General features: G+C 68.8%; 18 protein-coding genes. 7 read left to right on the plus strand and 11 right to left on the minus strand.

Translation table 11 applies throughout. The features are described 5' to 3' along the window. Window positions 1-73: 73 nt before the first annotated feature. Window positions 74-1,057 carry a LysR family transcriptional regulator gene (locus tag AVR91_RS33710; RefSeq protein WP_016335225.1) on the minus strand — a complete coding sequence of 328 codons (984 nt, stop codon included), beginning with the start codon at window positions 1,055-1,057 and terminating at the stop codon, window positions 74-76. 163 nt (window positions 1,058-1,220) lie between these two features. Here AVR91_RS33710 and AVR91_RS33715 point away from each other — a divergent pair, with 163 nt between their 5' ends. After that, window positions 1,221-2,009 (plus strand): hypothetical protein, encoded by a 789-nt coding sequence (locus AVR91_RS33715; RefSeq protein ID WP_063273038.1) that lies wholly within the window; start codon window positions 1,221-1,223, stop codon window positions 2,007-2,009. 152 nt (window positions 2,010-2,161) lie between these two features. After that, a complete protein-coding gene (locus AVR91_RS33720; RefSeq protein WP_063273039.1) occupies window positions 2,162-2,476 on the plus strand; it encodes a hypothetical protein in 315 nt (104 codons plus the stop codon). 83 nt (window positions 2,477-2,559) lie between these two features. Here the strand turns inward: AVR91_RS33720 and AVR91_RS33725 are convergent, their stop codons facing one another. From AVR91_RS33725 to AVR91_RS33740, 4 genes are all read right to left on the minus strand, one after another. After that, complete coding sequence (locus tag AVR91_RS33725; protein ID WP_063273040.1) at window positions 2,560-3,753, minus strand: cation:proton antiporter; 1,194 nt, start codon at window positions 3,751-3,753, stop codon at window positions 2,560-2,562. A 92-nt stretch (window positions 3,754-3,845) separates the two neighbouring features. Continuing rightward, complete coding sequence (gene secD, locus AVR91_RS33730) at window positions 3,846-6,116, minus strand: protein translocase subunit SecD (RefSeq protein ID WP_063273044.1); 2,271 nt, start codon at window positions 6,114-6,116, stop codon at window positions 3,846-3,848. A gap of 55 nt (window positions 6,117-6,171) precedes the next feature. Next, entirely contained in the window at window positions 6,172-6,558 is a 387-nt protein-coding gene (locus AVR91_RS33735; protein WP_228709413.1) for a hypothetical protein, read from the minus strand. A gap of 29 nt (window positions 6,559-6,587) precedes the next feature. Then, window positions 6,588-7,163: a TetR/AcrR family transcriptional regulator gene (locus AVR91_RS33740; protein ID WP_063273042.1), complete on the minus strand. Its 576-nt coding sequence runs from the start codon at window positions 7,161-7,163 to the stop codon at window positions 6,588-6,590. Window positions 7,164-7,244: 81 nt separating this feature from the next. Here AVR91_RS33740 and AVR91_RS33745 point away from each other — a divergent pair, with 81 nt between their 5' ends. Beyond that, window positions 7,245-7,574: a rhodanese-like domain-containing protein gene (locus tag AVR91_RS33745; RefSeq protein WP_016335231.1), complete on the plus strand. Its 330-nt coding sequence runs from the start codon at window positions 7,245-7,247 to the stop codon at window positions 7,572-7,574. Here AVR91_RS33745 and AVR91_RS33750 read toward each other — a convergent pair. Next, window positions 7,565-8,215: a maleylpyruvate isomerase family mycothiol-dependent enzyme gene (locus AVR91_RS33750; protein WP_063273045.1), complete on the minus strand. Its 651-nt coding sequence runs from the start codon at window positions 8,213-8,215 to the stop codon at window positions 7,565-7,567. The genes AVR91_RS33745 and AVR91_RS33750 overlap by 10 nt on opposite strands. A 106-nt stretch (window positions 8,216-8,321) precedes the next feature. On the opposite strand from AVR91_RS33750, the gene AVR91_RS33755 reads away from it, so the two are divergent. Further along, the gene (locus tag AVR91_RS33755; protein WP_063273043.1) at window positions 8,322-8,741 is read left to right on the plus strand and encodes a RidA family protein; all 420 of its coding nucleotides are present in this window, start codon (window positions 8,322-8,324) and stop codon (window positions 8,739-8,741) included. An 87-nt stretch (window positions 8,742-8,828) separates the two neighbouring features. On the opposite strand, the gene AVR91_RS33760 is transcribed toward AVR91_RS33755, so the two are convergent. Continuing rightward, window positions 8,829-15,209 carry a DUF7927 domain-containing protein gene (locus AVR91_RS33760; protein WP_076857495.1) on the minus strand — a complete coding sequence of 2,127 codons (6,381 nt, stop codon included), beginning with the start codon at window positions 15,207-15,209 and terminating at the stop codon, window positions 8,829-8,831. A 237-nt stretch (window positions 15,210-15,446) separates the two neighbouring features. Here AVR91_RS33760 and AVR91_RS33765 point away from each other — a divergent pair, with 237 nt between their 5' ends. Beyond that, window positions 15,447-16,373 (plus strand): hypothetical protein, encoded by a 927-nt coding sequence (locus tag AVR91_RS33765; protein ID WP_063276875.1) that lies wholly within the window; start codon window positions 15,447-15,449, stop codon window positions 16,371-16,373. Between the two features lie 15 nt (window positions 16,374-16,388). Here AVR91_RS33765 and AVR91_RS33770 read toward each other — a convergent pair whose 3' ends face one another. From AVR91_RS33770 to AVR91_RS33785, 4 genes are all read right to left on the minus strand, one after another. Further along, on the minus strand, window positions 16,389-16,589 hold the full coding sequence (locus AVR91_RS33770) for a hypothetical protein (RefSeq protein WP_063276876.1): 201 nt from the start codon (window positions 16,587-16,589) through the stop codon (window positions 16,389-16,391). A 195-nt stretch (window positions 16,590-16,784) separates the two neighbouring features. Next, window positions 16,785-18,323: a S8 family serine peptidase gene (locus tag AVR91_RS33775; protein ID WP_063276877.1), complete on the minus strand. Its 1,539-nt coding sequence runs from the start codon at window positions 18,321-18,323 to the stop codon at window positions 16,785-16,787. A 27-nt stretch (window positions 18,324-18,350) separates the two neighbouring features. Continuing rightward, the gene (locus AVR91_RS33780) at window positions 18,351-19,808 is read right to left on the minus strand and encodes a S1 family serine peptidase (protein WP_143254193.1); all 1,458 of its coding nucleotides are present in this window, start codon (window positions 19,806-19,808) and stop codon (window positions 18,351-18,353) included. 159 nt (window positions 19,809-19,967) lie between these two features. Beyond that, the gene (locus tag AVR91_RS33785) at window positions 19,968-22,781 is read right to left on the minus strand and encodes an AAA family ATPase (protein ID WP_228709414.1); all 2,814 of its coding nucleotides are present in this window, start codon (window positions 22,779-22,781) and stop codon (window positions 19,968-19,970) included. 384 nt (window positions 22,782-23,165) lie between these two features. On the opposite strand from AVR91_RS33785, the gene AVR91_RS33790 reads away from it, so the two are divergent. Continuing rightward, a complete protein-coding gene (locus AVR91_RS33790) occupies window positions 23,166-23,756 on the plus strand; it encodes a papain-like cysteine protease family protein (protein ID WP_063276879.1) in 591 nt (196 codons plus the stop codon). Between the two features lie 4 nt (window positions 23,757-23,760). Further along, complete coding sequence (locus AVR91_RS33795; protein WP_063276880.1) at window positions 23,761-24,513, plus strand: hypothetical protein; 753 nt, start codon at window positions 23,761-23,763, stop codon at window positions 24,511-24,513.

Raw genomic sequence — 24,513 nt, forward strand, 5'->3', positions numbered from 1 at the left:
GCTACAAATGGTACATACCATTTAGGTCATATCCACCCCAATGGACTGGACCTTTCGACCGCTTCCGCGCTGGTCAGCCCACTCCCGCGTCGGTGTAGTCGACGCCATAGCCCGGATTCAACTCCAGATACTTCGAGTAGGTCGGCCGCCGGTCGATGAGTTCGCCGTACACCGCCCGCGACAGCGCGATCATCTCCGCGGCGAAGGGCCCCATCTCCCCGCGCTCGGACCAGCCGACGAGATTCCGCCAGCTCAGCGGATTCCCCGCGATCGGGACCGCGACGATCCCCGGGATCTCGTGGAACAGCGGCTGGCACAACACCACCGCGTGCCCTGATTCGACCATCTCTATACAGGTCAGCACATCGGTCTCGTACAACGAACGCGGCGTGAATCCCGACCGCGCGCACGCGGACGCGAAACAGTCGCCGAAGCATCCGTCGCCCGGCGTCGCGCACCACCGTTCGTCCGCGAGGTCGCCGAGCTCGACCTCGTTCTGCTGCGCGCGTTCGTCGCGCGCGGACATCAGCACGAACACCGGATGATGCGCGAGCGTCCGCCAGCGGAGACCGGGCTCCGGCGGCGGGGCCGCGTCACCGCAGACGCCGACGAAGGCGAAGTCCAGCGCGCCCTCGGCGGTCATGTCCGCGAGTTTGTTGGCCGACCACGACGTATGCGTGGCGACGTGGATGTCGGGATGGGTGGTGCCGAGGCGCTGCAGCAGCGCCCCGAGCATCGGCCCCGTCGCCGAGCCGAGCCGCAAGGTCACCGGCTCGCCGGTGCCCGCGTGCTGGGCGAGCCGCGCCGCCTCGTCGTGCAGCGACGAAACGGCGGGGAGCACCATCTTGGCCCGGTCGAGGACGAGGAGGCCGAGCGCGGTCGGCCGGGTGCCCGTGTGATCGCGCAGGAACAGCTTCCCGCCGAGGGTCCGTTCGATGCGCTTCAGTTGTGCTGTCAGTGCAGGCTGGGCCATTCCGAGCGTGTTCGCCGCCTTGGTGATACTCCCGAGTTCGGCGATCGCGCACATGATGCGCAGGTGGCGCAGTTCCAGCTCCATCCCTCTACGTTAGTAGACATAACTGGACTGGACCAGACAAATGGTTGAGCCAAATGGCTTCGTATCGCTTGGTTCGCGTGATGCCATCGATGTCAGCAATCCCGGACACGCCGGGGGCGTCCGGCCGATACTGTCTCCACGCAACCGACGACGAGGGGGTTCAGTGGCGGACGAGCGTGGACGGATCCGGCGATCGCTGGCGCGCGTGATCACCGACGACAACCTGGATCTGTACGTACTGGGCACCGTCGCACTGGCGTTCACCGTCCTGGGCGCGACCGGGATCTCGGACGTCAAAACGCTTTCCTCCGTGGTGACGGCGCTGCTGGCCCTGCTCGCCTTCTCCCAGATCCGCTCGCGGCGGCTGACCGAACAGGTCAGGGATTCGAATCGCGGCGGCCCCGCGGCGCTCTTCGAGCCGGAGTTCCCCGCGGATCTCATCTCCCGGCGCGCGGCGGCCTTCGACATCCTGCTCATCGGCCATTCGATGACCAGGACCGTGCAGGGTATGCGCAGTGATATCAGGTCGATCCTCGAAGCGGGCGGACGGATCCGGGTTCTGGTCCTGGATCCGACCGACGAAGCGATCGTGGAAGTCGCCGATCGCCGGATTTCCCAAAGTCTCGGACAAGGACGGCTGCGGCAGCGGATCCTCGCGACCCTGGACGAACTGACGTCCTTGAAGAGCCGGACGAGCGGCAGACTGGAGGTCCGGGTGTCGTCGCGGATCTCCTCCGCGGGCTTCAACTGTCTCGACGTCTCCACCAAACGGGGACTGATCTGCGTGCAGCACTACGAATACCGGCCCACCGGTGAAGCCTCGCCGGTGTTCACAGTGGAACCGAAGGACGCGCCCTGGTACCGGCACTTCGCCGACGAGGCGGAACGGCTGTGGGAGGACGGCACTCCCTGGCCTATGTCCGCCGCGGACCAGCCCGCAACACCCCGGTGAACGACAACTACGGCATGCTCGAAGGACGGGCGGGCCGAAGTTCGTCCTGCAGCCCGTGGACGGGCAAGAGACCCGATAACGGTTCGGAAACGGGGCTCACCCACTCGATTCCTCTCTCATAAGGTGCCTCTTTCGCACCCAGGGGAGGGTTCGTGCACATCCACGCCAGACGCCGATCCATCAGCTTCAGCGGCCGGACGATCACGATCAAAGCCGCGGTCAGCGGGCTCAACGACAAGAAGCACACGTTCAGCCTCGAGAAGGTCACAGCGATCAGGAACATCCCGCCGACGGCGTTCAAACCGGGAAGGCTCGTCTTCGAAGTGACCGGCGCGTCCAAGGCGATCGTCGAGGACGTGCCCATGTACGCCGACAAGGTCGACATGAACACCTTCACTTATGGCGGCATGAATTCGAAGCACGTGAAAGAGCTCGAAGCGGCGATCAGGAAGGCGATGAGCGGCTGACCTCGGACCCGCCGGCGCCACCAAGCCTGTCACGAGTGGGCTGAAGGCTCCCTTCACCGCATCTGATGCGGTGAAGGGAGCCTTCAGCCCACGGTCCTCTTGGACTTCCGGTTCAGGAACGCCGAAGCCCCCACCCCGTGCGCGGCGACGCTCGCCAGCACGGTCACCGACATGACGCTCAGCGCGACGTCGGCCGCCTCTCCCTCCAGTGAGTTGAAGGCCAGCAGCCCGAACACGATCGACGCCGCGCCGCGCGGGGCCAGCAGGCCGATGGTCATCCGGTCCTTCCACCGGAAGTCCGTCCGCAGCAAGGCGAGCAGCACCGGGATCAGCCGGGCGACGGTCAGCGCGACGACGCTGACGAGCACGATGCCCCAGGTGAGCCCGAACGACAGCACCAGCACCGCGGTGCTGCCGAAGACGAACCACATCAGCAGCCCGCACAACGAACTGACGTCCTCGGCGAGCCCGAGCTCGTCCTCACCGGGGTGCCGCGCGGTCTTGTACGCGATCCCGCAGATGAACGCGGCGACGAATCCGTTGCCGCCGATCGCGACGGCGGCGGTGTAGGTCAGCAGCGGCAGCGCGACGGCCGCGACCCGCGCGGAATGCCGGGTGGACCAGCCGTGTTTGGCCGTCACGTTCATCGCCACCGCGGCCACCGCCCCGATCACGGAGCCCGCCAGCACGGCCAGCAACGCCGCCGGGATCGCGGCCTGCAGTGCCTCACCGGGCGTGTTCGCCTGGTGGTGGCTCCCCGCGAGGGTGAGCGCGAAGATGAAGACCGGCGCGACGACGCCGTCGTTGTAGCCGCTCTCGACGTTCAGCAGATGCCGCACGCGTTCGGGCACCCGGACGTCGTGCACCACCGACGTCGCCGGCGCGAAATCCGTCGGGGCGATGATGCACGCGATCAGCAGGACCGCCGCCCAGCCGAGACCCGGCAGCGTCAGCAGGCCGACGCCCATGACGATCAGGATCGTCAGCGGCAACGCGATCAGCAGCAGCCGCACCGCCGTTTTCGCGTCGTGGCCGAGATAACCGCCCTTCACCGCGGTGGCGTCCACGAACAGCAGCAGCGCGAGGATCAGTTCCGCCGCGTTGAGCGCGATCTCGGTGTTGAGGCCGTTGCCGAGATCGTTGCGGGTGGTGAACCCGATCGCCAGCCCGGCCGCGACCATCGCCATCGGCGCGGTGATCTGCCAGCGTTCCAGCCGTGCCGCGGTCATCGTCCAGGCCAGCACGACGACCGCGCCGACGAGCACGCTCTGGATCATCTACCCCGCCCCTCGTTCCCGGTGGACTCCCCTGCCACCGGGAACGAGCATAGAGGCCGGGCGGAGCGCGGCGGTCCACAAAGGAACGTCGATCACACCACCGCGCCGTTGTCGTCCCGCTGCCGTGTCGGATTCGCCTTCCGGACGGGACGTCCGGCCCCGGGCCACCGCTTGTCGAGCAGGATCGCGACGGGCCCCGCGGTGGCCACTGTGGACACCGTGCCCGCGACGAGACCGAGCAGGAGCGCGAGGGCGAAGTCGGCCAGCGAGCCGTCCCCGAGGACCAGCAACGCCCCGAGGACGAACAGCACCCCGATGCCGGTGTTGATCGTCCTCGGCAACGTCTGCAGCACCGCCGTGCCGACGACGCGCGGGAACGGCTCCTTGCGGTGCTGTCCCCGCACTTCCCGCACCCGGTCGAAGACCACCACCGAATCGTTGACCGAATAGCCGATCACCGTCAGCAGCGCGGCGAGGAAGACGCCGTCCATGGACTTGCCCAGCCAGGCGAAGATCCCGAGGATGATCAGGACGTCCTGGGCGAGCGCGGCCACCGTGGCCAGGCCGAGCCGCCAATCGAATCGCACCGCCAGGTAGATCAGCTGCGCCAGCACCGCGAGGCCGAGCGCGATCACCGCCTTGGTGCGCAGTTCGGCGCCGAGGCTCGGGCCGATCTTCTCGTCGCGGATCTCGGTGGCGTCACCCGCGACCCCGGCGACGGCGGCCCGGATCCGTTCGGTGGCGTCCTCGTCGATCGGCTCGGTGCGGACCGAGATGTCCTTCTCGCCGGACATCTGCACGACGGCGCGGGGGAATCCGGCGTCGGAGACCGCGTCACGGACCCGCTCGACGTCGGCGGGCGCCGAAGTGCTGTATTCGACGACCCGGCCGCCGGTGAACTCGACGCCGAGGTTCGGCCCGGCGACGAACAGTCCCGCGATCGCGGCGATCACGACCGCGCCCGCCACCATCAGCCAGCGTTTCGGTTTCCCGAGGAATGCGGGATCGCGACGGTTCACCCACTGGCGGACCCGGCCTTCGTGGGTGAGCCCGGACAGCCGCGGTCTGCGCGCGACCACACCCCGCATCGTGAGGTGCAGCAGCAAACGCGTGAGCACGAGCGAGATGAACAACGCGACGACGACGCCGATCGACAGCGTCACCCCGAAGCCGCGCACCGGACCGGACGCCAGCCAGAACAACAGGCCCGCGGCGAGCAGGGTGGTCACGTTCGAATCGACGATCGCCGACAACGCGCCGCTGAACCCGCGGCTGACCGAGCGTGGCAGCGAGCCACCCCGTTTGACGGAATGTTCCTCTCTCGCCCGTTCGAAGACGAGCACTGTGGCATCGACGGCCATACCGATCGCCAGCACGAACCCGGCGAGCCCCGGCAAGGTCAGCGTCGCGCCGACGGCGAGCAGCGCGGCATAGGACACGGCCGCGTACGCCACCAGCGCGCCCACGGCGATCAGCCCGGCCAGCCGGTACACCGCGAGCAGGAACAGCGCGGTCAGCGCCAGTCCGATCACAGCGGCGCGGGCGCTGGCGTCGATGGCGGCCGCGCCGAGGGTGGGCCCGACGGTGCGCTGCTCGATGATCTCGACCGGTGTCGGCAGCGCGCCGGCGTTGATCAGCAACGCCAGATCCTTGGCCTCGGCGGGCGAGAACCGCCCGGTGATCTGCGTGCTCCCGCCGACGATCCCGACTCCGCAAACGACCTGGGGGCTCACCTGCGGCGACGAGATCACCTTGTCGTCGAGCGCGATCGCCACCCGGCGGGCGGGATCACCCGGCGGCGAGCAGGCGGCCTGGCCGGTCAGGCGCTCCCAGGCGCGACCGGAATCCCCTTTGAAGTCGACCGAAACGAGCCAGCCGCCACCCTGCGAATCGATCGACGAGCGCGCCTCGTCGACGCCGTCGCCGGTCAGCGCGGCGGGTCCCAGGGTGATCGGCTGCCCGCTCTCGTCGTTGAGGACGCGGGAATCCGGGGCGCCAGTGGCGAGGACGGGATGGAAGGACAGCTGCGCGGTGCGGCCGATCACTTCGACGGCCTCGCGCGGATCCCGGACGCCGGGTAGTTCGACGATGATCCGGTTGTCCCCCGAGCGGGCCAGCATCGGCTCGGCGACACCGAGGGCGTCGACGCGGCGGCGGAGCACCTCGAGTGTCCGGTCGGTGGTCTCCGCGTCGGCGGTGACGGTGGGCGAATCCTTGGTCTCCAGCACGATCTGCGTGCCACCACGCAGATCGAGCCCCAGTCTCGGGGCGGTGGTCAGCAACAGGTACAGGGTCGCGGCGAGGACGACCAGCGAGACGACGGCTCGCCCGGTCATGCTTCGCCGCGCGGTTTCGCGCGGCACGAAGTTCTCCTTGGTGTTTTCCCGGTTCGGGCGCGCGAACATGCGCCCGTGAGCGTCAGACGGCTACCGGGAAAGGAGGAGCGCGATCGCCCGGCGCGAGGCGGTTCGCCGTGCGCGAGGCGGGAGTGGCTTCGTCGTGGAGTTCGCTGAGACGGAGCAGCGTCGTCGACGCGGGCCCGTGCGGGACGGTGCCGAAGAGAGGCAGATCACCGTGACCGTGCACACCCAGGAGCGCGGGTTCGGCGGCGAGCCTGCCCGCGGCGCGCACCGGCGCGACGGCCTTGGAGACCGAGGAGTCGACCGTCGCGTTCGCCCCGCGCGACTCGTCCGCCGAAGCGGAACCGCCCGAGTGGAGCGCGAAGAACAGGCCGAGCGCGGTCAGCACGGCGGCGAGCAGCACCGGCACGGCCTGCGCGGCCGTCCTCCTGCTTCCCACCGTCATCGACACACTCCCGGGTTCTCGCCGACACCCTACTGGGATCCGGCCGCCCGCCACAGGCGCGTGATCCCGGCGCGGACGCGGTCCTCCCCCAGTTCCGGCAGCAGGGCGGTCAGATGCTCGGCCGCCAGCGGGGCCAGCAGGGCGTGCGCGGCGTGCTCCGGGTCGGGGGTGCCGTCGAGCAGGATCGCGACGTGCCGGTGCCAGAACCGGTACGCCCCGATGCGGTAGCGCGCACCCGGCGCGGCGGTCTCCGACATCCGCACCAGCGGCAGGTGTTCGAGCACGTAGTCGACATACGCCTCAGCGAAGGCCACGAGCCTCTCGGCCGGCGGAGCGCCCGGGCCCAGTGGCGGCGGCCCGTGCAGGATTCCTTCCTGGAGCAGGCGTTCGCGCGCGTCCAGCAGCGCGACGGCCAGCCCGGCCTTGTCACCGAAGCGGCGGAAGAGCGTCCCCTTGCCCACCCCCGCGGCCGCCGCCACCTGATCCATCGATACCGCATCGACCCCGTGCTCGGCGAACAGCGCCGCCGCCGCGTCCAGGATCGCGGCCCGGTTGCGGGCGGCGTCGGCACGCTCCTTGGGCGGCGGCGTGCGCAGGAGTTCCAACGAGGTTGCAAAAGCGGACTGCGGTCCGTTATGGTCGTGAGGCACATACGGACTATAGTCCGATTAACTGGAGGTAGCGACATGACCGCACTCATCACCCGTGACGAGCTGAAGGCCGCGATCGACGCGAAGACCGTGACGGTGGTCGACGCGCTGGGTGGCGAGTACTACGCCAAGCAGCATCTGCCCGGCGCCGTTCCCCTCGTCCTCGCCGACGTCGACGCGCACGCCGCGACCGTGCTGCCCGATCGCGGCGCCGCCATCGTCACCTACTGCTCGAACCCCGCCTGCCCCAACAGCGGCCAGGTCGCCGACCGGCTCACCGCGCTGGGCTACACCGACGTCCGCAAGTACCGGGAAGGCATCGAGGACTGGGCCGGCGCGGGCCTGCCCCTCGAATCTCAGGTCTGAGCGGGGACGCGCTCCCGCAGGATCGGGACCCCGTCGCCGTCGAGTTCGGCGAGATAGGCCGCTCGTCCGGTCATGGCCATGATCAAGGCCAGTGTCGTGCCCGAGACGAGCGGCCCGGACCCGACGGCGAAGGGGCCGTCGGTGGCTTGCAACCGCAGCCCGCCGATGCGCCCCTTCGCCGTCACCACCAGGTCCGAACCCCCGTAGTACCCGGCCAGTTCGGTGAGGACGGGGATCGGGTAGTCGCGGCGAAGACCCAGCGGACGACGGATGTCCTCGGCGTGCACGATCGCCTCACCCAGCATCGCGATCTTCGGCAACGGCGGTTTCGTCGTGCTGGTGACCACGCGGCGGAAGCGCTCCAGCGTCTCGGCGCCGTCGTCCCCCATCTGCTCGGCGAGCCGCATGGCGACCTGCTTGTCGAAATCCCACCGGCAGCGGATCACCCCGGCCATCCACCTCAACGGCGTGAGGCTCGCCCCCGCGGTGACGTGCGCGAGCACCTCGCGCACCGTCAGCCCGGCACACAGCGACGGCGTCTCCCATCGCTCCTCGGTGAGCTGCGCGAGGTCGTCGGCCAGCGCCGACCGCTCGGCGTGGACCAGCGGCCAGAGCTCGGTCTTCGTTCCTGAATCCGTCATCCGGAACCCTTCCAGTCGTCGTTCGTCGAAGGTGAGACTCCCGACGCGGCCCGGAATCATCGGTACGTTGGAGACGATTTCCTGAGTGGACGAAAGAAGAGGACTGATGATCCAGCGCTGGAATCCGGAGACCGTCGCGGCGCCGATCGGCCCGTACAGCCATCTGGTCCGCGTGCCCGCCGATCACGAACTCGTGGTCGTGTCCGGTCAGATCGGCGTGCTGCCCGACGGCGAACTCGCCGGACCCGACGCCGAGTCCCAGACCCGCGCGTTGCTCGGCAACCTCGAACGGCTTCTGGAAGCCTCGGGTGCCGGACCCGAGCACCTGGTCAAGGTGTTCAGCATGCTGTCCGGCACCGAACACCTCGCCGGGTTCCGCACGGCGATGCGCGAGACCTTCACCCGCTGGTACCCGGAAGCGGACTGGCCCGCCCAGTCGCTGATCGTCGTGGCGGCCCTTGCCCGGCCCGAGCTCGTCGTCGAGGTCGAAGCCCTGATCGCGGTGCCGGTACTTTCTCGTGATTGAACGGACGACACACGTGATCAGACGGACGACACCCTGGCGTCCGTCTGATCACGCGTGCCGTCCGTCCAGACACGCGTGTCGTCCGGTTCAGGACTCCCGGCGCCTCCGTCCGGCAAGGAGCAGCAGCGCGCCGATGGCCAGCATCCCGAACGCCAGCACCGTCATCGTCTTCACCGGTGAGCCGGTCACGGCCAGTCCGGGCGGACGCGGGGTAGTCGGCGGCTGCGGGTTCGGCTTCTCCGGCGGCTGCGGCGTCGGCGGGGTCGGCGGCACCGGGGTGTCGGTGCCGCAGTCGGGGTTCGCCGAACCCGGCGGGCAGTTGCCGCCAGGCGTGTCCGACGTGACGACGTTGCGGAGGCGGTGGTCACCGGTCGCCGGCTTCCGCACGGTGACCGCGTAGGTGACTGTCGCCTTCTCCCCCGGCTTCAGCTCGCCCTTCCAGGTGAGCTTCGGCGCGGAGTAGGTGACCGTTCCCACGCTCGCCTTCGCGGTGCCGTCGAAGGTCGCGTCGTCCAGCACCTGGCTCAGGTCGTCGGTGAACGTCGCGTCGTCCACCACGGCCTGCCCGGTGTTCTCCACCGTGACGGTGTACGTGACGACCTCGCCCGGCTTCGCCTCCGTCTTGTCGACCGTCTTCTTGATCTTCAAGCTGGACAGCGGTGTCGTCGTGCCGCACTTCGGATCCTTGCTGCCCGGCGGGCAATTCCCGCCCGGGGTGTCGGACGTGATCACGTTGGTGAGCTTGCCGTCGCCATCGGTCTTGGTGACCTTGACGCTGTACGTCACCGTCGACGTCTGCCCGATCTCCAGGTCGCCGGTCCACGTCAGCTTCGGTTCCTCGTAGGTCACCGAACCGATCGTCGCCGCACCGTCCTTCTGGAACACGGCGTCGTCGAGGACCTCGGTGAGGTCGTCGGTGAACGTCGCACCGGTCAGCTTCGTCTTGCCCGTGTTGCGCACGGTCACCGTGTACTTCACGACGTCGCCCGGGTTCGCCGTGGCCTTGTCCGCCTTCTTCTCCAGCGAGATCCCGGGCACCGGGGTGACGGTGGAACACGCCGGGTCGTCGGACTGCGGCGGGCAGGTGCCCGGCGTGTTGGTGCTGACGGTGTTCCGCAGTTCGTGATCGCCCGTCACCGGGTTCTTCACCTTCACCGAGTACTTCAGCGTGGTCGTCGCCCCGACCGGGAGATCGCCCGTCCACACCAGGTTCGGCGCGGCGAAGGAGAACGTCCCGGCGACCGGGGCCGCCGTGGCGTCGTCGGCGTAGTCGGCGTCGTCCAGCACCTCGGACAGGTCGTCCGCGACCCGTGCGGCGTCCTCGCCGACCAGGGGTACCTTGCCGGTGTTGGTGACGGTCACGGTGTAGGTGACGACGTCGCCCGGGTTCGCGGTCTGTTTGTCCGACGTCTTCTTGACCGTCAATTCGCGGGACGGCACGTCCGCGACACAGTTCGGGTCGGTCGAATCCGGCGGGCAGTTGTTGCCCGGCGTGTCCGAGGTGACCACATTGGACAGTTTCTTGTCGCCCGGGTTCGGGTTCTTGATCTTGACCGTATAGGTGATGGTCGAGGTCTGCCCGATGCCCAGCGAGCCGGTCCACGTCAGCTTCGGCGCCGCGTAGGTGACGCCGCCGATCGTCGCCGCGCCATCGTTCTGATAGTCGGCGTCGTCGAGGACCTCGGTCATGTCGTCGGTGAAGGTGGCGCCGGCCTGTTCGGTCTGCCCGGTGTTGGTGACGGTGATCGTGTACTTCACCGTGTCACCGGGGTCGACCGACTTCTTGTCGGCGGTCTTCTTGATGAGCAGCCCGGACACCGGCGTCGTCGTGCCACAGTCCGGGTCGGTCGAACCCGGCGGGCAGTTGTTGCCCGGGGTCTCCGAGGTGACCACATTGGACAGTTTCTTGTCGCCGTCGCCAGGGTTCTTCACCTGGACCGAGTAGGTCACCGTGGCGGTGGCGCCGATCTCCAGATCGCCGGTCCAGGTCAGCTTCGGCGTCGCATAGGTGACGCCGCCGATGGTCGCCGCGCCGTCGTTGCGGTAAACGGCGTCGTCGAGCACCTGGGTGAGGTCGTCGGTGAAGGTGGCGCCGGTCAGCTTCGTCTGGCCGGTGTTCCGCACCGTCACCGTGTACTTCACGACGTCACCGGGGTTCGCGGACTTCTTGTCGACCGTCTTTTTGATCTCAAGGCCCGACACCGGAGTCTCCGTGCCACAGTCCGGATCGGTCGAACCCGGCGGGCAGTTCCCGCCCGGTGTCTCCGACGTCACGGCGTTCTTGAGCCGGTTGTCACCGGTGTTCGGGTTCTTCACCTTGACCGAGTAGGTCACCGTAGCGGTGGCACCGACTTCGAGATCGCCCGTCCACGTCAACTTCGGTGCCGCATACGTGACGCCGCCGATCGTCGCCGCACCATCGTTCTGGTAATCGGCATCGTCGAGGACCTGCGTCAGGTCGTCGGTGAACGTCGCACCGGAGATCTTCGTCTGGCCGGTGTTGGTGACGGTCACCGTGTACTTCACGACATCACCGGGATTCGCGGACTTCTTGTCGGCCGACTTCTCGATCTTCAGCCCGGACACCGGCGTCGTGGTCCCGCACTTCGGATCCGTCGAGCCCGGCGGGCAGTTCCCGCCCGGTGTTTCCGAGGTGACGGTGTTGATGAGCTTCTTGTCGCCCGGGGCGGGATCCTTGACCTTCACCGAGTACGTGACCGTCGACGTGGCGCCGATTTCGAGGTCGCCCGTCCAGGTCAGCTTCGGCGCCGCATACGTGACACCACCGATCGTCGCCGCGGCGTCGTTCTGGTAGTCGGCGTCGTCGAGCACCTGAGTGAGATCGTCGGTGAACGTCGCACCAGAGATCTTCGTCTGGCCGGTGTTCCGCACGGTGACCGTGTACTTCACCACGTCACCGGGGTTCGCCGACTGCTTGTCCACGGACTTCTCGATCTTCAAACCGGAAACCGGTGTGGTCGTGCCACACTTCGGATCCGTCGAGCCCGGCGGGCAGTTCCCGCCTGGCGTCTCCGACGACACCGCGTTCTTCAGCAGGTTGTCGCCCGTGTTCGGGTTCTTCACCTTGACCGAGTAGGTCACCGTAGCGGTGGCACCGATCTCCAGATCGCCCGTCCACGTCAACTTCGGCGCCGCGTACGAGACACCACCGATCGTCGCCGCACCATCATTCTGATAGTCCGCGTCGTCCAGCACCTGAGTGAGATCGTCGGTGAACGTCGCGCCGGTCAACTTGGTCTGGCCGGTGTTCTTCACGGTGACCGTGTACTTCACGACATCGCCCGGGTTCGCGGTCTTCTTGTCGACCGACTTCTCGATCGTCAGCCCCGACACCGGCGTGGTGGTCCCGCACTTCGGATCCGTGGACCCCGGCGGGCAGTTCCCACCCGGCGTCTCCGAAGTGACCACATTGGACAGTTTCTTGTCACCGGGGTTCGGGTTTTTCACCTTCACCGTGTACGTGACGGTCGACGTGGCACCGATCTCCAGATCGCCGGTCCACGTCAGCTTCGGCACCGCGTACGAGACACCACCGATCGTCGCCGCACCATCATTCTGATAGTCCGCGTCGTCCAGCACCTGCGTGAGATCGTCGGTGAACGTCGCACCGGAAATCTTGGTCTGGCCCGTGTTCCGCACCGTCACCGTGTACTTCACCACGTCACCAGGGTTCGCCGACTGCTTGTCGACCGACTTCTCGATCAACAACCCCGAAACCGGCGTCGTGGTCCCACACTTCGGATCCGTCGAGCCCGGCGGACAGTTCCCACCCGGCGTCTCGGACGACACCGCATTCCTCAACACGTTGTCGCCCGTGTTCGGATTCTTCACCTTGACCGTGTACGTCACCGTGGACGTGGCACCGACTTCGAGATCGCCCGTCCACGTCAGCTTCGGCGCCGCGTACAGAACACCACCGATCGTCGCCGCACCGTCGTTCTGGTAAACGGCGTCGTCGAGAACCTGCGTCAGATCGTCGGTGAACGTCGCACCGGTCAGCTTCGTCTGGCCCGTGTTCCGCACCGTCACCGTGTACTTCACCACGTCACCGGGGTTCGCCGACTGCTTGTCGACCGACTTCTCGATCAACAGCCCCGAAACCGGCGTCGTCGTACCGCATTTCGGATCCGTCGAACCCGGCGGACAGTTCCCACCCGGTGTCTCCGACGTCACCACGTTCTTGAGCCGGTTGTCACCGGTGTTCGGGTTCTTCACCTTGACCGAGTAGGTGAACTCCGCGCTCTGCCCCGCGGCGAGCGTGCCGGTCCAGGTCAGCTTCGGTTCCGCGTAGGACACCGAGCCGGGCGACGCGGTGGCGTCGTTCTGATAGACCGCGTCGTCGAGCACACCGGTCAGATCGTCCACGACCTTGAGGTCCGCCGCGGTCACCTTTCCGGTGTTGGCGACGACGACCTTGTAACGCACGGTGTCGCCGGGGTCGGCGGACTCCTTGTCCGCGGTCTTGGTCACCGTGTAGGACGGCGACGGCACCTTGGTCTTCGCACACGCGGCCGTGGGATCGTCCGGGCAGCGGTTGTCCGGCGGGACGACCGGCGGCGGTCCGGTCGGCACGTTCGCGCGGTTCACCAGTTCCTTGCCGATGGCGGCTTCCTCGACCTTCACACGCACGGTCAGCGTGGCGGTCTCCCCGACCGCGAGACCGTTCACGGCCCAGTCGATCGGCCCGGTTCCGGACGTGGTGCCCTTCGAGGGAGTGGACGACACGTAGGTCGTTCCCGGCGGCAGCGTGTCGCGCACCGTGAGCGCGGGAACGGGGATCACGCCGGTGTTCCGCAGCGTCACCTGATACGTCAGGGTGTCGCCGGGGATCGCCTCCGCGAGGTCGACGGTCTTCGTCAGCTGATACCCGGGCGAGGCGACCGTGTTCCGCACCGTGTTCGACGTGCGTTCCTGAGGCCTTCCGGTGTCCTCGCCGCGGAAGGTCAGCTTGCCGGTGTTGTCGAGTTTGGTGCCGTCCGGCACGTCGGTCCCGACCTTGACCTTGAACGCGACCTTCTGTGACTGCCCCGGCCTCAGATTCCGGAGGTTGCACGTGACCACCTGCCCGGCGGCCGAACAGTCCGGATTGGACCCGGCCACGAACGTGACGCCGTCGGGCAGGGTGTCGGTGAGCACGACGTTCGTCGCGGTGTCGAGGTCGGTGGTGGAGCCGTCGGCGTGCCGGTTGGCGACGTCGAAGGTGTAGGTGACCTCGCCGCCCTTGGTGACATAACCCGGCGGGTTGTCGTCGGTGTTGCCGACCGGGTCGTTGGCCTTGGAGATCTGCAGATCCGGCTCGAGCGCGTCGGTGACGAGCCAGATCGTCTGCGGGTAGAGCGCGTCGCCGACGGTGCCGATCTTCACCTGGAGCGCGGTGGTCCCCGCGGGGACCTTGCCGGTGATGTCGATGCTGCGGGCGTCGTATCCGACGTTGTTCACCGGATTGGGAGTCCGCGACGTGACGTTCGTGCCCGAGCCGGTGGCCGTGACCCGGTCGATGCGGCTGCTGAAGGCGTTGTTGGTCGCCACTCCACCGGGCGCGGGCATGGCGATCGTCTGCAAGCTGGAGGCGTCCGGGCCGACCTGGAGGTAGTCGCCGGTGATGGGCGCGTCGCCGTCGCCCGCGACGATGCCGAGTTCGACGTTGGGCTGACGCGAGGTCGGCGCCTTGATCCCGCTCAGCGCGATGGTCGCCGAACTCGGTGTGCTGCCGCCCGCGACCACCTGCATCCCGTCCCAGACCTGCAGGTACCGCAGTGGCTCGCTGGGCAGTTCGTAGGCCACCACCAGCGACCAGCCACCCCAGCAGCCGAGGTTCGTCCGGCTGATCGACTGGCCCTGGCAGGCTTGGATGTCGGCGACCGTGTACGACCCGGCACCGGCATTCGTCACGAGAGACGTGACGTCGGCCGCGCCACCGTAGGCGTACAGCGTCGGGACCCCGCCCGTGGTGGTCGCCGGGAACCAGTCATAGGTCTCGGCGGTGATGCGCTGATACGCGCCGGAACCCGGGGCCTTGATGGAGACCTGGTTGCCCCGGCTCCCGTCGCCGGAGGTCCCGCTGCTGGCGACCGGGTTGAACTGCCAGTACAGCCGGGCGTTGAGCACCTTCGCGCCGGCGGGGACGTTCAGGTTCGCCGCGGACGCGGTGTTGCCCGGTGCCGCCGGGTCGGTCTTGATCCACGACACCGGGCTCGCGTTGCTCGCGGACTCGTTGCAGACGACGCCGACGCCGCACTGCACGACGGAGTTGGCGGCCATCGTGATGCCACCGTGCGCCAGCCCGGAGTACACCGGCTCCGGCCCGATCGGCCGCTCAGTCCCCGCTCCGCGCGGCTGGATCTGGGCGTTCGCGGGCAGCGGGGCGCCCATCAGCAGGGCCACGACGACCACCGAGAGCACTGCCACGCCCCGGCGCCACCGATTCCGCCCACGACGTTCCGCCATGCCGCCTCCGCCTCACCCCTCGCTCCCGTCGGCCCAGGTCAGGACGGCGGGGACAGCGAGCCCGATCGATGGTCATCCTGGGTCGGCAAGATCGTCGTCGGCAAGCGGGAGCAGCGGTGTCTCCTGGATAAAACCCGTTGAGTGGCCCCGAAACCCCCGGACGGGTGATGAAACACCGTCCACAACGGACGAAGGCGAGAGTGGCGTTTCGGCGGGAAATCGGGCATCGTCGAACGCGTGATCGAAATTCCTTATCGCGGCTCCGGCCCCTATTGCCATACCCATTCGCTCGCGATGCTGCTCGGCCCGGAGGCTCCCGGCCCCGACGTGCTCGAAACCGTGACCGGCAGCCCCTTCGGCATGCAGCTGGTCGGCGGGGCCCTGCCGTTTTTCGACGCCTTCGGCTGGGATCCCGATCTCGGCATCGGCGAGGCGCTCGACGCCCTCGGCTGGAGCGCGGAAACGACGAGCGAACCGGATCCGGACGCCGCGTTCGCCCGGCTCGCCGAGAGCCTTTCCGACGGGCCGGTCCTGATCGGCCCGGTCGAAATGGGGCACCTGCGCCACCAGCCGGGAATGACCGGCCCGATCGGCGCCGACCATTTCCTGGTCGCGCTCGGCGCGGACGACGAATCCGTCACCGCCCACGACCCGCAGGGATATCCGTACGCGCGGATCCCGCGGAAGGATTTCGCCGCCGCTTGGCTCGCCGAAACCGTCGCCTACGGCAAACCGCACACGATGCGGACGAATTTCGTGCGGCACACCGTCGTCTCGGAAGAAGCCGCGATCGTCGCGGCGCTCCCCCGCGCGATCAGGCGGCTCGGCGGCGAAGAGGACACCGGGCTCCCGCCCGGCACGGTGGGCAACGGCGACGCCGCACTCGCGCTCGCCGCCCGGATCGAAGGCGGCTGCGATCCGGAACTGCGCGGGCTGCTCGTCCATTTCGTGGTGCGCCTCGGCGCCCGGCGGACGAACGACGCCGCGACCTGCCTGCGCCGGGTCGGCCACGAAGCCGCGGCCGCCTTCCTCACCACGCAGGCGCGGCTGATCGGCTCCCTGCAGTACGACCTCGTCGTCGAGGACGACGCACGGGCCGCCGCGACCCTCCGGACGCTCGCCCCGACCTACGAAGACCTGCGGCGGGCGCTCACGTCATCCTGAGGATCTCGCGGACGATCACCTCGGCTCGGTCTTCGGGACGTAGTGCCCGGACCGCTCCGCGATCACGTGCCTGCCGTCGGGCGAAAGGGTCACCCGGTGGACGTGGGACGCGTTCGCCCGCGCTCTCATCCCGCCGCCGAGGCCGCCGGACACGACCGTGAGCGGGATGTCCCCGAGATCCGGCGGATCATGCAGCCAGAGGGCCAGTGGGCTCACCTTCGTGTCAAGGTGCTTCTTTGTGAGGAGGCGCGATCGGGATTGGGCGCACTGAGCCGCAGCTTGCCGAGCCCGGCGGCGTGCCTGGCTGGGACGGCGCGACACCACACCCCCAGTCGAACGGACACCGGCGGGACCGCCGAAGCGGCCCCGCCGGTGTTTCCCTCCCCGCCCTGCCGGCGAGTCTCAGTGACTTCAGAACGTGACGGTGAACCCGTCGATGCTGCCGGTGTCGAACCGGTAGACGTCCTGGGCGCTCAGCTTCCAGGTGCCGTTGGCCGTTTCGGCGGAGGCGTCGACGGTGAACGTCTGGTGCACGCCCTCGGCCGAGCCGACACCGCCCGAGTTCTTGAGGCGGTAGGCCTTGCCGCTCGGCCCGATCAGATCGAGGACGAGGTCGGCGCTGTAGGTGTGCGAAACGTCCACCTTGACCGACAAGGACGCGGAAGCCTTGCCGTCACAGCCTTCCTGGGTCACGGAGCTGGTCACGGCCGCCCCGGCGTCCGGAATGGACACCGGCGTGGTGTTCGACTTGGCCCCGCAGTTCGGGCCGGGGCCGCCGCTGCCGATGAACGACACGTTCAGCAGCTTGTTCGGCGAACCGCTGCCCGCGTTCTTGATGACGCCCGCGGTCGCGCCGTTCACCAGCGCGTCCCGCACCTGCTGCGGAGTGGCTCCCGGGTTGGCCGACAGGTAGAGCGCGGCCGCGCCGACGACGTGCGGCGTCGCCATCGAAGTCCCGCTCATCCCCGCGGAGCCGCCGCTGCTCGGGCTCAGCGACGTGATGTTCGTGCCGGGCGCGAAGATGTCGGTGCAGCTACCGTAGTTGGAGAACGAGGACCGGTTGTCGGCGGAGTCCGAGGCGTTGACCGTGATCGCCTCGGGCACCCTGGCCGGGCTCGTGTTGCACGCGTCGGTGGAGGCGTTGCCCGCCGCCACCCCGTACACGACACCCGACGCGATCGACCGCTTCACCGCGTCGTCCCCGACCCCGGGGGCGTCCATTGTCAGGCTCATGTTCGCCACGGCGGGCTTCTTCGCGTTGGCCGTCACCCAGTCGACGGCGTCGATGATGCCCGAGTCCGGTCCGGAGTTGTTGCACCCCAGCACCTTCAGCCCGACGATCTTGACCTTCTTCGCGACGCCGTAGGTCTTGCTGCCGATCGTGCCCGCGGTGTGACTGCCGTGCCCGTGGCAGTCCGAGCCGTCCCCGCCCATGAAGTCCTTGCCGAGGCTGGCGCGGCCTTCGTATTCCGGGTTCGACGGGTTGATACCGCTGTCGAGGTCGTACGCGGTGACGCCCGCGCCCTCGTTCGGATAGGTGTAGGCCTTGTCGAGCGGAAGGCTCTTCTGGTCGACCCGGTCCAGCCCCCAGGTCGGGTTCTGCTGGGTGCCGGTGCCGCGTACGGTGCCGTCTTCGTACACCGCCTTGACCGACGGGTCCGCGGCCAGTTTGCGCGCCTCGGCCGCGGTCATGCTCTTGGCCGAGAACCCGCGGAGAGCCGCCGTCCACACCGAACGGACCTCCCCGCCGTATCGCTTGGCCAGTTCGGCGGACGCCGTCTGTCCGGCCGCCGCGACGTCGTGGAGGACGACGATGTATTGGTCGCCGTAGTGCTCCTTGGCCGGGATCACCGCTCCCTCGGCTTCGGCGGCGACGGCCGATCCGGCGCCGAGCGCGAGCAGCGGGCTCAGCAGACCGAGCGTCAGCAGCGTTTTCGTCTTGTCACGCATGGGAAGTCACCTCTGTTTCGGCGAAGGTCACTGGACGGTGAGGGTGTACGTGGTGGTCGCGGTCTTGCCGCCGCCGTCCTTGGCGGTCACCGTGACCGGATACGTGCCCGGCTGGAACGGCGCGAAGACCTGCATGGTCGAACTGCCGCCACTCGAAACGGTCTGCGGCGAGAAGAACGGGTTGACCGGCAGTCCGGAACCGCTGGCGGACAACGTGATCGAACCCGTGCCGCCGGTCGCGGTGACGGTGGCGCTCACGAGCGAACCCGCGCGGCCGGTTCCGGACGACGGGTTCACCGTCACCTTCAGGTCGCCGACGGGAGGTTCGCCCGCGCCGACGGCGAGCGAGAGCCCCGCGGTGGCCGTGTCGGTGGTCCCCTTCCCGGAAATCGTGACCTGGTAGGCCTTTTCCGGGGTCCCGGCGGCGGTCTCGATGGTCAGCTTGGCGACTTCGCCCGCTTTGATCGTGGCGGGCTGGAACGTGGCCTTGGCCCCCTCGGGCAATCCCGACGCGGAGAGCGTGATGCTCTCGGCACCGTTCTTGCCCGGTTTGCTCGTGACACTCGCCGACACGTACTTGCCCGGCGAGACCTTCACCGACGAGGGCGAAGCCGCGAGCGTGAAGACGTCACCCGGCTGCTCGCCGCCGATCTGCTGGGCGACCCAGTCCCCCATGTCGTTGTTGAGCCTGCTGTAGACGCTGTACCAGCGGAAATCGCTGCGGCTCCAGGAGGTGACGCCGACGACCTTGCCGTTGACGACGAACGGTCCACCGCTGTCGCCCGGCAGGACGGTCTTGCGGCCGTCGGAGTAGCCGGCGCAGATCATCGTCTTCGGGTCGACGCCGTTCTCGACGCCGGTGCACTGGCTCGCGTTCACGATCGGCAGGGTCAGCTTGTGCAGCGTGACGTCCTGCGTGGTGTCGTTGATGTCCTTCTTGCCGTAGCCGAGGCTGAACCCGTCCTTGCCGGGCGTCTCCAGTCCGGTGTCGGCGGAGGTGGCGACCTTCGCGTAGCCGCCGGGCGGCACCGGGATGTCACCGTCGACGGTGATCACCGCGACGTCGTAGCCGTACCAAGGCTGGGTGAACTTGGGGTGGACCTTGTAGTCGACGGCCTTCAGCTGTGTGCCGCCCGTGCTCTTCAGATCGTCGAGTCCATAAAGGACACTCTTCTCGCCAGCCAGCTCCTTGCAGTGGGCCGCGACCAGGACCTTTCTCGGAGCGATGACGGAGCCGGAGCAGCTCTGCCCCTTCGGCCGAGAACCGCCTTCCCGCAGGGCGGCGATGACATACGGGTAGTCCTTGACCGACGCGGGCGAGCCGCCGATGCTCTGGCCGTGGACGCCGCCGGTTGGCAAGGGCGCGGCGTCGGTCGGGGAGATGGCGCGAAGGGGTTCGGCCGGTTCCGCACCGGCGAGACCCGCCGCCGGCGCAAGCGCGGCCATGGTCAGGGCGACCACGCCGAAGATCCGTTTTCTGCTCACGGTGCTTCCTTTCCGGGAAATCGCGACTGCCCGACAACTGTCGATCGACGGCGGAAGCGGAACAATAGTGGAATACGGTGCTCGCCCCACTATTTAAAGAAAACGCCACTGACCTGCGGTTTCTCTCGTCGTACCCAGCGAATCGACGAATACGTGCCCTTAGGGAATGTCGCTGAGCAGATCAGCGGTCAGGACGGTGCGCGAGGGTAATCCCAATTTGCGCAGTGCTCGTCCGACGTGGATCTCGACTGTCCTCGGCGAGAGGAACAGCCGCTCCCCGATCTCGCGGTTCGTCAGGTTCTGGGCGGCGAGCCGGGCGACTTCGAGTTCCCTCGGGGACAACGCTTCGCCGTAACCCTTGCGGCCGCGCCGGGGCATCTCCGGATCGCAGCGGCGCAAAGAACGACGGCAGCGGAGCGCGTCCACGGCGGCGCCGAGGCGCGCGTACGTCGTCTCCGCGGTGGTGAAGGAAGCGACGGCACGCTCCCGCACCCCGGCTTCGGAGAAGCACCCGGCGGCGAGTTCGTCGGCATAGGCCGCGAAGTACGGGAGCGGCAGTGCGCCGTAGGCCTGCGCGGCACCCTGCAACAGATCGCCGGCGGCGAGTGTCTCACCACGCGCCTGCGTGAGCATGCCCCGGCACAACAACGCCGACGCGTTGGCGACCGGGGCGTCCTTCCCGTCGATGCCCTGCCGGAACTCCGCGAGCAGTTCCCGCGCCTCGACGTGCTGTCCCAGCCCGAGCATGGTGCGCACGGCGAACGGCATCAGCTCGGCGGCCCAGACCCAGTTGTTCTTGCGGCGCACGGTTTCCAGGCCGAATTCGGCCAGGCGCCGGGCGGCCTGCAGATCCTTGCCCGCCTGGTGGACGGCCACCCGGCCCGCGTACGCCGACGCCTGCACCGGAACACTGCCCGCGGAAAGCGCGAACGCGGCGTCGAAACTGCGCAGAGCCGCGGTCGGCCGGTGCTGTCCGTACTCGTACCAGCCGAGTACCAGCAGCGGCTCGGCCGCCAGCGAACCGTCCTTGTCGACCCGTGTCAGCATCGCGCGAGCCTTCTCCGCGACGCTTGCCCACTCCCCCATGGCGAGGTCCAAACGCAGCTCCGTGCCGTCGGCGAGCGCGTCGAGATAGGGCTGGTGGTCGTCGCGGATCAGCCGCCGCGCGGTCGCGAGGTAGGCCCGCGCCACCGGGTAGTGCCCGTTCCACGCCACCGCGTCGGCCAGGTTGATGTAGGTGCGGGCGACCTGACGGCAGACCTCGGCCGACTCCGGCGCCCGCGGCAGGTCGGCGATCTCGTGCCAGGCTTCCGGATCGGCGATCTGCATCCGCGCCGAAAGCCGGTTGGCGGTGATCGCGGCGAGCAGCCCGGCGTCGTGCTCCCCCTTGCTCACCTGCTCGGCCTCGTCGAGCCAGCGGAAGTTCTCCTCGACCGGGACCGTCCCGATATGCGGCAGCGCCAAGGTGACCAGCCCCCTGGCGAGCAGCGCCTGCCGCCTTCCGAGGTCGGCCGCGCCCAGTTCGATTTCGAGCCTGCCCGCTTCGACCTTGCCCACCTGGTTGATCAGCACCTGTCCGAGGTGGACCCGGATCTCGCCGCGCGCGGCCTTGCTCAGCGGCCATTCGCGCAGGATCTCCCGCAGCAGCCGGACCGTGCCGGCGTGCGCGATGCTGCGCGGCAGTTCCCTGCCGAGCCGGACGGCGAACGATTCGCGGGCGGTGCGCGGCAGATCCGCGTCTCGCAAGGCCGCTTCGAGCAGACGGCTCGCTTCCTCGGTCCGGCCGTCTTCGACGGCGTTGTCGACCGCGACCCCGGTCCACTGTGTCCACGCGGCGATGTCGCCCGCCAGCCGCGCGTGACGGGCGATGAGCGACGCGAAGGGTTCGGCGCTCGCGGCGAGCCGGGCCGCGGCGCGTCCGTGCATCGCGCACCGTTGCGGCCCGGGAAGCAAGGCATAGACCGCTTCGGCGATCAGTGGGCTTCCCGCGACATAGCGGCCGCGGCCGAGATCCCGCAGCAATCCCGCTTCCACGGCTTCGGTGATCGCGCCGTCGATCCCCGCGGACGCCGCGACCGCGCCCAGATCCGGCTCACCGGCGGGCGATCCCAGCACCGCGGCCGCGCGGACGACGTCCCTGGCGGCGGATCCGATCGCCTCCATCAGCCCGGAAACCCGGCTGCGCACGATCGGCGGCACCGTCGCCGACGCCAGCCTGTCCGCCGAAAGCGCTTCGGCCGTGTCGCCGACGCTCTGGACCAGCGCCGTCAGGTCGACGGCGATCCCGGACGTCCGCCGGTGCGCCGCTTCGGCGAAATCCGGCGCGCAGCGGCCGAAGGAGGCGTCCAGCAACGTCCGCACCTGGACGTCGGTGAACGCCGCGAGCGAGAGATGCGCGGCGGTCCCGCGCAGTGGCGGGAATCGCCGCGGCCCGCATATCGCCGCGCTGACCACCACGCTCAGCGGCGCCGCCGGGGAAGCCGCGAGCCCGCGCAGGAATTCCCACGTGTCGTCGTCCGCGCAATGGACGTCGTCGAGCACCAGCACCGCCGGGCCGCAGCCCGTCAACACCTCCCGCACGGCCCGGAACTCCTGCTGCCGGACGGTCTCCGCGTCCGCGTTCTCCGGGAACGGCGGCAGCCACGGCGACCATTCCGGGATGAGCCGCCGCAGCACACCGGTCACCGGCGAGAAGCCAGCCGCGTGGGCGGCGGCCACGGCGCTCTTCTCGAGCAGCGCGTCGACCAACGGCGCCAGACGGCAAGGCCGCGAGAACGAACCGCACCGGGCGGACCACACCACGCGCGAGGCGAGCACGGGATGGGCGGCGAGTTCTTCGAGCAGCCGGCTCCGGCCCACCCCCGGTTCGCCCTCGACGACGGCGACCGACGGCGGGCGCGAGGCGACGCGCACCAGTTCGGCCAATTCGGTGTCGCGGGCCACGAACACCGGTGCCGTACCGATCGTCGGCATGCTCGGGACCATACCGAGCGGACACCCGCCGAAAGGCGGGAACACGAACAGTGACCATCGGCCGTGCGTTTTCCGCTGGTCCACACCACCGCAGTCACGAGTTCGCCGCACGGTTAACTCGATCGGGCGACGACGACCTGCGGTGACACCGACCCCCGCATCGGCAATACGGACCCTTAGGTATTGCCGCGAACCTTGCCATGAGACCACCGGAGGGTGAATCTCAGACTGTTCGCAGTGCCCTCTGTCACTTCGCCACAGCGCAATTCCCCTGCACGCGCCGGTCCACCACCCATTCGGGTAGCCGAAGTCCCCACCTGTTCCCTTACGGGTGGCAGCCGCGCTTGCTTCGCGTTCGACCATCCAGTTAGGAGTGTTCCGACGGTGAAGACCTCGTTCAGGCGCGGGCTGGCCACGGCCTGCGCCGGTGTCGCCGCGCTGGTCGCCCTGCAGGCGCCCGCCACCGCGGCACCCGCCATCACGGCGGCCACCACGATCCCGATCAGGATGCAGGCCCAGGAGAAGAGCAACTGGTGCTGGGACGCCAGTGGCAACACGATCGCCGCCTGGTGGGGCCACAGCCTCACCCAGACGAAGTTCTGCCAGATCGCGCACAACGAATCCGGTACGGACTGCGCGAACAACCAGGGCTACCTGAGCGATCAGCAGCGCGTGTTCCGCTGGCTCGGGTTCAGCAACGTCGGCACCTACAGCTCCTCGGGGCAGACGCTGAGCTTCGCCTCCATCAAGAGCCAGGTCGACGCGCGGCAGCCGATCGGCACGCGGATCGGCTGGCGCAACGGCGGCGGTCACATGCACGTGCTCTACGGCTACGACAACACCAATGGCGCGACGACGGTGTACTACGGCGACCCGTGGGGCTCAAGCCCCCGTTACAACCAGATGAGCTACAACGCCTACCGGTCCAACAACTCGTTCACCTGGACCCACACCGTCTACGGGATCAAGGACTGAAACCATGAAGCGAACCTTCCTCGGCACCACGATCCTCGCCCTCGGCCTGTCGCTGGCGCTCGGCGGCCAGTCCTCCGCGGCCGACGCCCCCAGCGGCGCACCCACCGCCGCCGACCTCGCCGCGGTGTCCACAGTGGTCACCAGTGACGCGACCACCCAGCGGCTCGCCAAGGCGCAGTTCCCCGGTGCGGCCAAGGCGGACACGGCCCTCGCGGCCAAGACCGCCAAGGCCGATCCGCGCACACCGGTGGCGGTGTACCAGCCGACGGCCGCCTTCATCGCCGGCACCTCCACCGTCCCGGCCGAACTCGCCTACGTCGCCACCCCGGCGACGCTGGGCAACGGCGACGCCGCGACCGTGTGGTCGCAGCGCGAGGGCTCGGGCTGGTCGGTCTACAACGTCGCCTCGGGTGACGTCGAGAAGCGCCTCGCGGCGCAGGTCGGCAAGGGTTACCTCCTGAGCGAACCTCAGGCGGGCGCCTGGTACGCCGTCGACGGCGACACCGTGACCGTCCTCGACGGCTCGTCGGTGGCGAAGACCGGCGAGAAGATGTCGCTCGCCGCCTACCGCGAAGCCCTGCAGAGCCGCTACGGCGACAAGCTGCCCGGCTCGACCTACGACCGCACCGGTGCCGCCGGTGGTTACGGTGCCGCCCCGGTGGGCGACACCGAGGTGCCGTGGTGGCCGTACGCGCTCGGCGCGGTCTTCCTCGCCGCCGCGGGCACGGCCGTCACGCTGCGGCTCCGCAAGCAGTAA

This window comes from Amycolatopsis keratiniphila subsp. keratiniphila (genome assembly GCF_001620365.2).
In the GTDB taxonomy this organism is placed as follows: Bacteria; Actinomycetota; Actinomycetes; order Mycobacteriales; family Pseudonocardiaceae; genus Amycolatopsis; species Amycolatopsis keratiniphila.